This window comes from Polaromonas sp., from assembly GCF_012927485.1.
Taxonomy (GTDB): Bacteria; Pseudomonadota; Gammaproteobacteria; order Burkholderiales; family Burkholderiaceae_C; genus Polaromonas.
This window is the reverse complement of sequence record NZ_JABBPC010000012.1, coordinates 350025-362874: the sequence shown is the minus strand read 5'-3', so window position 1 is coordinate 362874 and position 12850 is coordinate 350025. Positions and strand designations below refer to the sequence as shown.

General features: G+C 60.4%; 10 protein-coding genes. 6 read left to right on the top strand and 4 right to left on the bottom strand.

The genetic code is table 11. The features are described 5' to 3' along the window. The first annotated feature begins 121 nt into the window (after nucleotides 1-121). Complete coding sequence (gene tkt / locus HHJ16_RS05790) at nucleotides 122-2185, top strand: transketolase (protein WP_293641517.1); 2064 nt, start codon at nucleotides 122-124, stop codon at nucleotides 2183-2185. Between the two features lie 63 nt (nucleotides 2186-2248). Then, nucleotides 2249-3247, top strand: coding sequence for a type I glyceraldehyde-3-phosphate dehydrogenase (gap, locus tag HHJ16_RS05785; RefSeq protein ID WP_293641516.1), 999 nt, complete (start codon nucleotides 2249-2251; stop codon nucleotides 3245-3247). A gap of 120 nt (nucleotides 3248-3367) precedes the next feature. Here the strand turns inward: gap and HHJ16_RS05780 are convergent, their stop codons facing one another. From HHJ16_RS05780 to HHJ16_RS05770, 3 genes are all read right to left on the bottom strand, one after another. Further along, a complete protein-coding gene (locus HHJ16_RS05780; protein WP_293641515.1) occupies nucleotides 3368-4414 on the bottom strand; it encodes a pirin family protein in 1047 nt (348 codons plus the stop codon). Between the two features lie 78 nt (nucleotides 4415-4492). Then, entirely contained in the window at nucleotides 4493-5284 is a 792-nt protein-coding gene (locus tag HHJ16_RS05775) for an SDR family oxidoreductase (RefSeq protein WP_293641514.1), read from the bottom strand. Between the two features lie 94 nt (nucleotides 5285-5378). Beyond that, nucleotides 5379-6209 carry an IclR family transcriptional regulator gene (locus tag HHJ16_RS05770; RefSeq protein ID WP_293641513.1) on the bottom strand — a complete coding sequence of 277 codons (831 nt, stop codon included), beginning with the start codon at nucleotides 6207-6209 and terminating at the stop codon, nucleotides 5379-5381. A gap of 228 nt (nucleotides 6210-6437) precedes the next feature. Here HHJ16_RS05770 and HHJ16_RS05765 point away from each other — a divergent pair, with 228 nt between their 5' ends. The 4 genes from HHJ16_RS05765 to HHJ16_RS05750 all read left to right on the top strand — a co-directional run bounded on the left by HHJ16_RS05765 (nucleotide 6438) and on the right by HHJ16_RS05750 (nucleotide 12246). Next, entirely contained in the window at nucleotides 6438-7625 is a 1188-nt protein-coding gene (locus HHJ16_RS05765) for an acetyl-CoA acetyltransferase (protein WP_293641512.1), read from the top strand. Further along, nucleotides 7622-9244, top strand: coding sequence for an AMP-binding protein (locus tag HHJ16_RS05760; RefSeq protein WP_293641511.1), 1623 nt, complete (start codon nucleotides 7622-7624; stop codon nucleotides 9242-9244). The genes HHJ16_RS05765 and HHJ16_RS05760 overlap by 4 nt, the downstream gene beginning before the upstream one ends. Nucleotides 9245-9391: 147 nt before the next feature. Next, on the top strand, nucleotides 9392-10375 hold the full coding sequence (locus HHJ16_RS05755; RefSeq protein WP_293641572.1) for a TRAP transporter substrate-binding protein: 984 nt from the start codon (nucleotides 9392-9394) through the stop codon (nucleotides 10373-10375). Between the two features lie 8 nt (nucleotides 10376-10383). Further along, the gene (locus tag HHJ16_RS05750; protein ID WP_293641571.1) at nucleotides 10384-12246 is read left to right on the top strand and encodes a TRAP transporter large permease subunit; all 1863 of its coding nucleotides are present in this window, start codon (nucleotides 10384-10386) and stop codon (nucleotides 12244-12246) included. Nucleotides 12247-12320: 74 nt separating this feature from the next. On the opposite strand, the gene HHJ16_RS05745 is transcribed toward HHJ16_RS05750, so the two are convergent. Further along, entirely contained in the window at nucleotides 12321-12845 is a 525-nt protein-coding gene (locus tag HHJ16_RS05745; RefSeq protein ID WP_293641510.1) for a type IV pilin protein, read from the bottom strand. Nucleotides 12846-12850: the final 5 nt, after the last annotated feature.

Here is a 12850-nt window from a genome sequence, read left to right as displayed (position 1 = left end):
CGGTGGCCAGGTTTTAACCGCCCGCACCAGGCGCACATACACTCCGCGGAACGTGTTGCAGGCAGTCGCCCGGTAAAATACTGCTTTTCCCTGATTTCCGAACTCCCCGGACCTTTTCCTGATGGCCAATACTGAAATGATGGCGAATGCGATACGCGCACTCGCGATGGACGCTGTACAACAAGCTAACTCGGGACATCCCGGTGCGCCTATGGGCATGGCCGACATGGCCGTCGCCCTGTGGGGCCAGCACCTCAAGCACAGCCCGCACAATCCGCATTGGTTTGACCGCGACCGTTTCGTGCTGTCTAACGGCCACAGCTCCATGCTGCTGTATGCGCTGCTGCACCTCACCGGCTACAAGCTGCCGATCAAGGAACTCAAAAATTTCCGCCAACTCGGCTCGAAAACCCCTGGGCACCCCGAAGTCGATGTGACCCCAGGCGTAGAAACCACCACCGGCCCGCTCGGCCAGGGCCTGACCAATGCCGTCGGCATGGCGTTGGCTGAGAAGCTGCTCGCCAAAGAGTTCAACCGCCAGGATGGCGAGGCAAGCCACGTCATCGTGGACCACCACACCTATGTGTTCATGGGCGACGGCTGCCTGATGGAAGGCATCAGCCACGAGGCCGCCGCGCTGGCGGGCGCCTGGAAGCTGAACAAGCTGATCGCCCTCTACGACGACAACGGAATTTCCATTGACGGCCCGGTCGCCCCGTGGTTCATCGACAACACCGCGCAACGCTTTGCCGCCTACGGCTGGAACGTCATTGGCCCGGTGGACGGCCACGACGCCGGGGCCGTCTCTACGGCCATTGCGAGCGCGAAAGCGACTAACGACCATCCGACGCTGATCGTTTGCAAAACGAGTATCGGCCAAGGATCGCCAAATCGTGCCAATACGGCCAAGGCCCACGGCGAGCCCTTGGGCACTGAAGAAATCAAGCTGACGCGTGAAGCCCTCGGCTGGCCTTATGCCCCGTTCAAAGTGCCCCAAGAAACCTATGACGATTGGGACGCCAAAGCCAAGGGCCTGGTGCTGGAGGCCGACTGGGACGCCAAGTTTGCCGCTTACAAATCGGCCCACCCCGAGTTGGCTGCAGAGTTTGTGCGCCGCATGAAGGGCGAGTTGCCGAAGAGTTTTGCGCAACTTGCCGTGGACACCGTGATTGGTGCGCACACCAAAGCCGAAACCGTCGCCTCGCGCAAAGCCTCGCAGTTGGCGCTTGAATCCTTCACCGCGGGCCTGCCCGAACTGCTCGGCGGCTCGGCGGATCTGACCGGCTCCAACCTGACCAACACCAAGTCGACGCCCGGCCTGCGCTTCGACGACCACGGTGAGGTTGTGCAGACCGACGCCGCGGACGGCAGCGGCCTCAAAATCGGCGGTCGCCATATCAATTACGGCGTGCGCGAATTCGGCATGGCCGCGATCATGAACGGGATCGCGTTGCATGGTGGTTTCATCCCGTACGGCGGCACCTTTTTGACCTTCAGCGACTACAGCCGCAATGCCATTCGCATGGCTGCACTGATGAAGCTGCGCGTGATTCATGTGTTCACGCATGACTCGATCGGTCTGGGCGAAGACGGCCCGACGCACCAGTCGATTGAGCACGCCGCCAGCCTGCGCCTGATTCCCAATTTAGACGTATGGCGTCCGGGCGACACGGCTGAAACGGCTGTAGCCTGGGCCGTGGCCTTGCAAAACAAAAATCACCCCACTGCGTTGTTACTGAGCCGTCAGAATCTGCCTTACGCGCCGAAGGATGACCTGGGCCACATCAGCAAAGGCGCTTACGTGCTGGCCGAGCCGGCTGAAGTGGGCCTCCAGAAAAAGACCCAAGCGATCCTGATTGCCACCGGATCCGAAGTCCAGCTGGCACTCAAGGCCCAGGAGCTGTTGGCCACTTACAAAATTGCCGTGCGGGTAGTCTCCATGCCGAGTACCACCACGTTCGACAAGCAAAAGGAAGCCTACAAATCAGAGGTTTTGCCCCAAGGTATTCCGCGTATAGCGGTTGAAATGGGCGTGACCGACGGCTGGTGGAAATACGGCTGTGCCGCGGTGGTCGGCATCAACACTTACGGCGAGTCTGCGCCAGCACCCGTGCTGTTTAAACACTTCGGCTTCACGCCGGAGAACGTAGCGGACACCGTGCGCAAGGTATTGGCGAAAAAATAGTTCCGGGCGGGCCGAGCCGGCCGAACGGGTGATTGACAAGTTAACTTCCAGGAGCAAAAGCAGATGACGATCAAGATGGGTATTAACGGCTTCGGCCGCATCGGACGCAACGTGTTGCGCGCCGCCGTACAAAACTTCAGCGACATCGAGGTGGTCGGCATCAACGACTTGCTCGAGCCCGACTACCTCGCCTACATGTTGCAGTACGACTCCGTGCACGGCCGCTTCAAAGGCGACGTTTCGGTGGACGGCAACACCCTCATCGTCAACGGCAAAAAAATCCGCCTGACGCAAGAGCGCGACCCCGCCAAGCTCCAATGGGCCCAGGTCGGCGCCGACATCGTGCTGGAGTCCACTGGCTTGTTCCTGACCAAGGAAACGGCCCAAAAACATATTGACGCCGGCGCCAGAAAAGTGATCTTGTCCGCTCCCTCCAAAGACGACACCCCGATGTTCGTCTTCGGCGTAAACGACAAGACCTATGCCGGTCAGGCCATCGTCAGCAACGCCAGCTGCACCACCAACTGCCTGGCCCCCGTGGCCAAAGTGCTTAACGACAAATGGGGCATCAAGCGCGGCCTCATGACCACCGTACACGCCGCCACGGCGACCCAAAAAACCGTCGACGGCCCGAGCAACAAAGACTGGCGCGGTGGTCGCGGGATTCTGGAAAACATCATTCCTTCCAGCACCGGTGCCGCCAAGGCCGTCGGCATCGTGATTCCCGAACTGAACAAAAAGCTCACCGGCATGTCGTTTCGCGTGCCCACGTCAGACGTGTCAGTGGTTGACTTGACGGTCGAGCTGAACAAGGAAGCCTCTTACGCAGAAATCTGCGCTGAAATGAAAGCGCAGAGCGAAGGCGCCCTCAAAGGCATTCTCGGCTACACCAACGACAAGGTCGTCGGAACCGACTTCCGCGGCGATGCCCGCACCGCCATTTTCGACGCCGATGCCGGCTTGGCGCTGGACAGCACCTTTGTCAAGATTGTTGCCTGGTACGACAACGAATGGGGCTACTCCAACAAGTGCCTGGAGATGGTGCGGGTCGTCGCCAAGTAATTGCCCCGACAGGCCATTTAAAAACGCGTCTCAGGGCGCGTTTTTTGTTTGGAGTTCCCGGCCAACGAGCGGTTGAGCGCGCAGGTGATTCCGATCAGCCCCGGTAGAAAGATAAGCCGATTATTGCCGACCGCCCGGATGGCGGGCAAATCGCGCCGGGTCGCGCCCATGCACCGGCGCGCTGTCTGGCCAGGGCCAACCGCCAAACTGCGTGCGGCGGTAGTCGTCAATCGTTTGCACAATCTCGGCCTGGGTGTTCATTACAAAGGGGCCGCGTTGCGCCACCGCCTCGCCAATCGGCCGACCTTGCAGCAACAGGAATTCGCTTACTTCTTCGCCATTGATCAGCGCGGTTGAGAGGTCAGCGCGCAGCTCGATGGCGCTGTGAGAATTCACGGTCTGTCCGCCCACCGTGACGGAGGTGCCTTTGAAAAAATAGAGCGTCCGTCGCGTGCTCTTACCCGTAGCGGGTGGCAATGTCCAGCGCGCACCTGGCGCCATGCGGAGGGTCCAGATCGCCACATCGGCCCCAGTCTGCGCCGCCCACGAATCAGGCGGCGGGCTGAGCGGCGCGCCCACGCTCGCGTCGTGAAACTGGCCCGCGATCACTGCCACTTCGGTGCTACGGCCTGCAGCGTCAGCGACCGTGATGCGTGGAATGTCCTGCGACCAGAAGATGGTGAAGTGCGGCGTCGCCATTTTGCTGCGTGCCGGCAGGTTCAGCCAGATCTGGAACAACTCAAGCGGATTCGCCCCGGTCTGCTCCAGTAAGGGAAACATTTCTGAATGCACCACGCCCTTGCCAGCCGTCAACCACTGCACATCCCCCTGGCCAAAGCGGGCGCTGGCGCCGAGTGAATCAGCGTGGTCGATCAGCCCCTTGCGAACGATCGTCACGGTTTCGAAGCCTCGGTGAGGATGCGCCGGAAAGCCCGGAACCGAGCTGCCGTGGTACATGCTCCAGCCGTCTTTGCGGCTAAAGTCCTGGCCGATGTCGCGCCCTGCCAGCGACGCCTTGGGTCCCAGTTGCGCATTGGCCTGCGGATAAGCGTCGTCGTGATAGACGCAAAAAAGGAAAGGGTCAACCGTTTCCCAAGGGAATCCGAGCGCTTTAATCTGCACGATCGGATTCGGTAAATTGATCGGATTGTTAGGATTGCTCGTCATCGCTGCCCTTTCAATCAGCCCAGTTGGGGGCGATGCCTTCGTCATCAAGATGATTGCATGCAGCCCCCGCCCTCACGCTTACGAGGTCCTGGTTTTTCGCAGTGTTGGCAGCCCCACGCCTGCGGCGTCAAAGCCGCCGTCCACCGCAAGCACCTGCCCGTTAACGTAGCTGGCGGCCCGGCTGCACAAGAAGCCGGCCGCCGACGCGATTTCTTCGGGCGTCCCGTAGCGTTCCAGCGGAATCACATCGTGATAGTCGGAGCGAATCGCCACGCTATGAACCAGTTTGGCCATTTCGGTCTCGACCGGCCCGGGTGCAATCGCGTTGACGCGAATACCGACAGTCCCCAACTCGACGGCCTGCTGCTTGGTAAGGTGAATCAGCGCGGCCTTGCTGGTGCCATAAGCCACGCGCAAGGTGCTGGCACGCAAGCCGGAAATGGAAGCGATGTTGACGATGCTGCCGCCCCCCGTTCGGAGCATGATCGGCACGCAGGCCTGCGTACACAAGAAGGCCCCGTCCAGGTTGGTTGCCAGCACCCGCCGCCACTCCTCAAACGTCGTCGCGCCAATCGGTTTGAAGACGGCGACTCCGGCGTTGTTGACCAGAGAATCGATGCGACCAAAATGGGCATCGACCTGTTCGATGGCCGCTTGCACCTGCGCGGGGTCCGATACATCGCAGTGGACGGGCAGGACGTGGTCGGTACCCTGCAACCTGGCGGCGGCGGGCATCAGCGTGTCGGCATCGATGTCAAGCAGCGCGATGCGGTACCCGTTCGAAAGAAACCATTGACCGATCGCGAGGCCAATGCCGCGTGCGCCTCCCGTGACGACGGCCACAGGCGCGGATGAATTGGTTGCAGTCATGAAGCGTTATGCCTTTATCGTGGTTAAAAAGTAAATGGTTGAGGGCTTGCGGACAGACCGATTGAGCAGCGAACATACCGCGACACCGGCATTTTTAACGTGACTTCGGCGTTCGTTCCTTGTTGCTGCGGCCACGGTCAGCCTGCAAGGCCGTAATTTCGCGGCTCGCTTGCATCAGCCGATTTCCCAGGGCGGCGCTTCGAGCGGCTCCCAGGCGCGTTTCTATTGCCGCCACACTGATGGACGCGACCGGGCGGCCTTGCGCGTCGTACACCGGCACGCCCACCGCCCACGAGCCCTCGATCACCAGGCCCGGTTGTACGCAATAACCCTTTTCGCGCGTTTCCCGGATCAGCAGGCGGATCGCGTCATCGGTGCAGCGCGGAAAGCGCTCGGCCCTGAAAACGGCGTTACGCATCAGCACGTCATTCACCTGTTCATCGTCCAATGCAGCCAGCATCGCGCAGGCGCCGCCCCCCACGCCCAAAGGCCAGCGATCACCCGCCTTGATGAGCTGGTTGCGAATTGGAAAATCCCCCTCGTCGCGTGACAGGCAAATATTTTCGTAACCATGAAGCACCGAGAAAAACACCGTGTCACCGGTCTCTGCGGCAAGGTTTCGCAGCGTCGGGGCCGCCAGTCGCTGGAGTTCATAGCTGGGCTCTGCGGCCAGTCCCACCGCAAACGCCTCAGGACCCAGGCGATAACCGCCCGAGGTGCCGTCGCGCAGCACAAAGCCTTCTTCAACCAGCGTGCGGGTCAGGCGGATGGCGGTGGCCTTGTTCAGTTCCAGGCGGCGGCCGATGTCGCCCATCCGCAGGCCACCCGGTCCGACGCGGGTCAGCAGACGCAACACCGCCAGACCCCGGCGCAGCGTCTGAGCGCCCGCAACTTTGCCAGCGGGAGAGGAGAGGGTGCTTAACATGAAGCGATTTTGGGTTCATATGTTGAACCCGACGATCGGTATAAACCCGTGCCGACCCGATCACATAGTGGACTGCTTTTTGGTGTCGCAGTGTCAAAATGGGCTGTTGCGCGAACCGTTTCAGCCTAAGCTAAGGGGCTTTGTCATGACTTTAAATAGGGAACCGCGTAACCGTAACTTTCTGCGCAAGCAAATTCGTTTCACATAGTAAACCTTGAGGGCATTTCCGTGACTACCCACAGCACCCCTGGCGTTCATATCGTGGGCTGGTCCCACTCCAAGTTTGGCAAGTTCGACCAGCTCGACCCGGAAACACTGATTTCGGATGCCGTGCGCGAGGCCCTTGCGGATGGCGGACTCACGGCCGCCGACGTCGACTCCGTGGTGGTCGGCACATTCAACGGCGGCTTTGTCGGTCAGGACTTTCCGTCTTCACTGGCCATCAACGCACAACCCGGCTTGCGCTTCAAACCCTCCTTGCGGGTGGAAAATGCCTGTGCCACCGGGTCAGCCAGCATCTACACAGGTATTCAAGCCATTCGCGCGGGCGCGGCCGATGTGGTGCTGGTGGTTGGCTACGAGCGCATGAATGGCCTGCCTACGGCGCAAGTCGGTGACGTGCTGCTGAAATGCTCGTACGTCAAGGAAGAAACATCGAGCACCGGGTTTGCCGGCGTATTTGCCGGCATCGCGCAAAAATATTTTGATACCTATGGCGACGCCAGCGATGCACTGGCACACATCTCGGCCAAGAACCACCTCAATGCTGTCGCTAATCCTTATGCGCATGTGCGACGCGACCTGGGCTTTGACTTTTGCAACACGGTGAGTGACAAAAACCCGATCGTCGCGGGTCCATTGCGCCGTACCGATTGCTCACTGATCTCCGATGGCGCAGCGGCTTTGATACTTTGTAGCGAGCGAGCTCTGGCCCGCGGCAATTTCAAGCGTGCCGTGAAGTTCCGCGCGGCCCAGTCGCTGAACGATTACATGCCCGTTTCCCGGCGCGATATTCTGCGTTTTGAAGGCGTGCAGCAGGCGTGGCAACGCGCCTTTGCCGAGGCTGGTTGCGCGCTGGACGATTTGTCGCTGGTTGAAACGCATGACTGTTTTACGATTGCGGAGTTACTGGAAGTGGAGGCGATGGGCCTGGCCAAACCGGGTCAGGGACCCGCCATCGTGCGCGAGGGTCAAACCCGGCGCGGTGGGCGTTTGCCGATTAATCTTTCAGGGGGATTGAAGGCCAAAGGGCACCCCATTGGCGCCACGGGCGTGTCCCAACATGTACTGGCCGCCATGCAACTGGTGGACGAAGCTGCCGATATGCAGTTGCCTGGCGCGCAGCTGGCCGGGGTCTTCAACATGGGCGGTGTCGCTGTGGCCAACTACGCCAGCATTCTGGAGCGTTCGGCATGACGAGTGCGCGCCGTCCGCCCGAGATGCCGCAAGGCTTGGCGCAAGTGATGAACGTCGGCAACTTGCTGACGCAGACCGCCCGCAAGTATCCCCGCCGCCCCGGCCTGATTCATGGCGAGCGGAGCCACACCTGGTGGCAGATCAACCAGCGTGTGGATGCGCTGGCCTTTCATTTGGCGACGCAGGGGGTTCATGCCGGCGACCGTATCCTGGTGCAAATGGTCAATGGTTTGCCGTTGTTGGAATCGGCTTGGGCGGCCTTCAAACTCGGTGCCGTTTGGGTTCCGGTGAACTACCGGCTCACGCCCAGCGAGGTGGCCTACATGGCCCAATCCAGCGGTGCGTCAGTGATGCTCACGCAACAGGCGTTTGAGGCCCATGCAGCAGCGGCGCAGGCTGCATCGCCCGCGTTGCGCCAGGTCATCCGATGCGATGACCCGGCGTATGAAGAAAAGGTGTCCGGCCCTCACTCCGTTTTTTTCGAGGCTGTCGAGGTCACCGCCCATCACCCGCTCTGGTTCTTCTTTACCTCCGGCACCACCGGGCAGCCCAAAGCCGCGGTGCTGACCCACGGTCAGATGGCGTTTGTCATCACCAACCATCTGGCCGATCTGCTGCCGGGCTTGCGTGAAACCCAGTCCTCGCTGGTGGTGGCACCGCTTTCTCACGGGGCCGGCATTCATGCGCTCGTCAATACGGCGCGCGGTGCAGCCAGCATTTTGTTGCCGGGAGAAAGCCTGGACTGCGCGGCTGCTTTCGAGGCCATCGAACGGCACCGCGTGGCCAATATGTTTACCGTACCCACCATTCTCAAGCGCCTGGCCGAAGACCCTGCGGCGGCGCGGTTTGATCATTCCAGCCTCAAACAAATAATTTATGCAGGCGCGCCCATGAGTCGCACCGACCAGCGCAAGGCGTTGGACGTCTTCGGTGCGGTGATCGTGCAGTACTTCGGGTTGGGGGAAGTCACCGGCAATATCACGGTGTTGCGTCCGCACGAACATTTGGAGGGTGGCGGTGCGTTGCTGGGAACCTGCGGCACTGCGCGCGCCATGATGGAGGTGGCCGTACTCGATGCGCATTGCCAACCCGTAGCGACGATGGAACAAGGTGAAATTTGCACCCGCGGTCTCGCCGTATTTGCCGGTTACTGGAACAATCCCCAGGCTAATCAACAGGCCTTTCGCGGCGGCTGGTTTCATACCGGCGACCTCGGCACTATCGACGAGCGCGGCTTTATTACCATCACGGGCCGCTCCTCCGACATGTACATCTCGGGTGGCTCCAACGTCTATCCGAGAGAAATTGAAGAAGCCTTGCGCACCATTCCCGAAATTGGGGAAGCCGTGGTGTTTGGCATACCGGATGCGCAATGGGGTGAAGTCGGAGTGGCGGTGCTCTCACCCCGCAACGCGGGGGTGCACCTTGCCATTGAAGAGGTGTTTGTCCGCCTGCAGCCGCAGCTGGCCAAGTACAAATGGCCTCGCAGCATCGAGTTTTGGCCTTCCCTGCCGACCAGTGCTTACGGAAAGCTGGTTAAAAAAGACATCCGTGCCGAGTACCTTCGTCGGCGAGATGTCCGGCTTGCACAACCGCCGCCCACCGCACTGAAACCCTGAAAGCGGGCGTTTTCACCAAGCAGAGCTGGCGCGATCCCGTCGTACATTAGTCAGTTCTGCCCCTCCTTGCATCGGTCGGCCAACTCACTCACCTATCCCTCAATAAATTCAGGAGACAAACCCATGAACATCACACGACGCACCCTGATGGCCGGCGCAAGCGCGCTGGCGCTGCCTTTCGGCAACGCATTTGCACAGAAAGCAGAGTTCACACTTAAGTATGGCAACAACTTGCCGATTGCCCACCCTATGAATGTGCGGGCCGCGGAAATGGCGACCAAAATCAATGCCGAATCTAAAGGGCGCATTGCCTTCGAGGTGTACCCGAACAACCAGCTCGGCAATGACACCGATATGCTGTCGCAAGCTCGCTCCGGCGCGCTCGACTTTTTTACCTTGTCACCGTTGATTCTGGGGACGCTGGTGCCCGCTGCGCAAATTAGCGGCGTCGGTTTTGCATTCAAAGACTACGGCCAGGTTTGGCCGGCTATGGACGGCGACCTGGGTGTGCACGTACGCAAGCAAATCGAAGGTGCGTCCACCTTGTTTGCTTTCGAAAAAATCTGGGACAACGGCTACCGCCAGATCACCACCAGCACGCGGCCGGTGAATCAGCCTGAAGATCTCAAAGGCATGAAGATCCGCATTCCACCGAGCCCGTTTTGGGTCTCTATGTTCAAGGCTTTTGAGGCGGCCCCCGCAACCATCAACTTCGCCGAGGTCTATTCATCGCTGCAGACCAAGGTGGTGGACGCACAGGAAAATCCGCTGGCGATTATTGCGACCGCCAAGCTGAATGAAGTCCAGAAGTACTGCTCCCTCACCAACCACATGTGGGATGGTTTCTGGTTCCTCGGCAACAAAAAATCGTTCGAGCGTTTGCCCGCAGATTTGCGCGCTATTGTCAGCAGCAACGTCAACGCGGCCGGCCTGAAGCAGCGCGACGACGTCCGTCAGCTCAACGACAACCTGCTGGCCGATCTCAAAGGCAAGGGCATGATCATCAACACCACCAATGCCGACCTGTTCCGCGCAAAACTGCGCTCTGCCAACTTTTATGCCGATTGGCACAAAAAATTTGGTGACGAAGCCTGGGCTGTCCTGGAGAAATACACCGGCAAATTGGCGTGAGCGCTGGCCTGGCAGCCGACAAGCCGCAGGCTTCGGGGCCAGGCGGGCCTCGCTGGGTGGAAAAGCTCGATACGCTACTCGGCCTGATGGTCGCCGTGCCGGCCGCGCTGCTGGTGCTGACCGACATCCTGGTGTTATTTGCGGGCGTGGTGGCGCGCTATGCGTTTCATTCGCCGCTGCTGTGGTCCGACGAGCTCGCCTCCATCCTGTTTTTGTGGCTGGCGCTGCTGGGCTCGGTCGTTGCGTTGCGGCGTGGCGAGCACATGCGCATGACGGCGTTTGTCAGCGGTGTGGCCGCGTCACGACGCGCCGTGTATGAACTGGTTGCCACCGCTGCCTGCCTGGCTTTCCTGGTCATGGTGGTGGGCCCGGCGTGGGAATACGCGCACGACGAAATGGTCATCACCACGCCGGCATTGGAAATCTCGAACCTCTGGCGTGCTGCGGCCTTGCCTGTGGGCATCGCGCTGATGGGCGTGTTTGCGCTGCTGCGCCTGCTGCGCTCGGCGTCCAATCGCCAAGTGCTTCAGTCGGTGGCTATCGTCGCGGCCATCGTGCTGGCCTTCTGGTTGGCCAGTCCCCTGTTCGCCGATCTGGGGCGCATCAATTTGCTGATCTTCTTTGTCGGCGTTGCGGGCGGCTGCGTATTTGCCGGTATCCCGATTGCATTTTCGTTTGGCCTGGCGACTTTCGGCTATCTGGCGCTCACCACGGCAACCCCCATGCCCGCTTTGGTCGGACGCATGGACGAGGGCATGTCACACCTGATCCTGCTGGCCGTACCGCTGTTTGTGTTTCTCGGCCTGCTGATTGAAATGACCGGCATGGCCCGCGCCATGATCAGCTTTCTGGCCAGCCTGCTCGGCCACGTCAAAGGCGGTTTGTCGTACGTGCTGGTTGGGGCGATGTACCTGGTGTCGGGTATATCGGGCTCCAAGGCGGCGGACATGGCGGCCATTGCGCCCGCTCTTTTTCCGGAAATGAAAAGCCGCGGCGCCAAGCCGGGCGAACTGGTCGCACTACTCGCCGCCACCGGCGCGCAGACGGAAACGGTGCCGCCCAGCCTGGTGCTCATCACGATTGGTTCGGTCACGGGGATTTCGATCTCCGCGCTGTTCACCGGAGGCTTGTTGCCCGCGCTGGTGCTCGGCCTGATGCTGTGTGTCGTGGTGCACCGGCGCAATCGTTTCGAAGATCTCAGCCAGGTTCAGCGCACGCCTTGGGCGCGTGTGGCTCGCCTGGGTGTCATCGCTTTTCCCGCGCTGGCCCTGCCTTTTGTGATTCGCGCCGCAGTGGTGGAGGGCGTAGCCACCGCAACGGAGGTATCGACTATTGGCATTGCGTACTCGGTGTTGGCAGGGCTGTTTATTTACCGGCAGTTCGACTTCAAACGCCTCGGCCACATGCTGGTCGACACGGCCGCCTTGTCGGGTTCCATTTTGCTCATCATCGGCACCGCCACCGCCATGGCGTGGGGCCTCACGCAATCAGGATTCTCGCGGCTGCTGGCCGAAACCATGGGCGGCTTGCCCGGCGGTGCGCCCATGTTCATGGCCGTGTCCATCCTGGCGTTCGTGGTACTTGGCTCCGTGCTCGAGGGCATCCCCGCCATCGTGTTGTTCGGTCCACTACTGTTCCCAATCGCACGTCAGCTAGGCATACACGATGTGCACTACGCGATGGTGGTCGTCTTGTCGATGGGCCTGGGGCTGTTCGCCCCGCCGTTGGGTGTGGGCTATTACGCCGCCTGCGCGATTGGCCGGGTGCCGCCAGACGAAGGCATTCGCCCCATCGTGGGCTATATGCTCGCGCTGTTTATCGGCACCGTCATCGTGGCGGCGATTCCATGGCTTTCCATTGGGTTTTTGTGAGCGGACTGTGAGTGCGCGAACGCATCGCAGGCTGGGTAGCTAACGAGACTTTGCCCGCTCGAAGCTTCGCGCTATCAACGCCAGCAGGTCGCGGAATCCGTTGTCGCTCCGGTATTACTTTGAACGCCTTGTTCGGTGAGTTGATACGTTCCGCAGGTGTCATTTACCTGATCTCCGTTCGGAGTCGCCGTAATCGTGAAGGTGCTCGTGCCTGCAGCCGTTACTGCCAAGGCATAGTTGAACGTCGTTGCACTTGGGACCGCGACCGGAAAATCGCTTGCGAAGCCCAGGTTGGCGTACGCGATGGTATAGGAATTGTTGGTGGTGGAGTAGCGCTCCTCGCGGCTCGCCAAGTCCAGCAGCGACATCTTTGCATCAGTCCTTTTGGATTTGCGGACTTGCGCCCGGTAGCTTGGTAGTGCAACCGCCGCCAATAAGGCCACCACAGCCACCACAATCATCAACTCAATGAGGGTAAAACCGAAAAGCCCTGCGGGCCTCGATGACGATAGCCCGTGGTGCTTCCGAGCGCGTGAAACAGCCATCTCTTTCAGGCAAGCGGCAGGCTCGCTACCGAGGCTAAAACCAGCAATTTCCATAGATC

Bases quoted from the DNA above. Each gene is read 5' to 3' on its own strand.
- tkt (WP_293641517.1), top strand. From the start codon at position 122: ATGGCCAATACTGAAATGATGGCGAATGCGATACGCGCACTCGCGATG.
- gap (WP_293641516.1), top strand. From the start codon at position 2,249: ATGACGATCAAGATGGGTATTAACGGCTTCGGCCGCATCGGACGCAAC.
- HHJ16_RS05780 (WP_293641515.1), bottom strand. From the start codon at position 4,414: ATGACGAGCAATCCTAACAATCCGATCAATTTACCGAATCCGATCGTG.
- HHJ16_RS05775 (WP_293641514.1), bottom strand. From the start codon at position 5,284: ATGACTGCAACCAATTCATCCGCGCCTGTGGCCGTCGTCACGGGAGGC.
- HHJ16_RS05770 (WP_293641513.1), bottom strand. From the start codon at position 6,209: ATGTTAAGCACCCTCTCCTCTCCCGCTGGCAAAGTTGCGGGCGCTCAG.
- HHJ16_RS05760 (WP_293641511.1), top strand. From the start codon at position 7,622: ATGACGAGTGCGCGCCGTCCGCCCGAGATGCCGCAAGGCTTGGCGCAA.
- HHJ16_RS05755 (WP_293641572.1), top strand. From the start codon at position 9,392: ATGGCCGGCGCAAGCGCGCTGGCGCTGCCTTTCGGCAACGCATTTGCA.
- HHJ16_RS05745 (WP_293641510.1), bottom strand. From the start codon at position 12,845: ATGGAAATTGCTGGTTTTAGCCTCGGTAGCGAGCCTGCCGCTTGCCTG.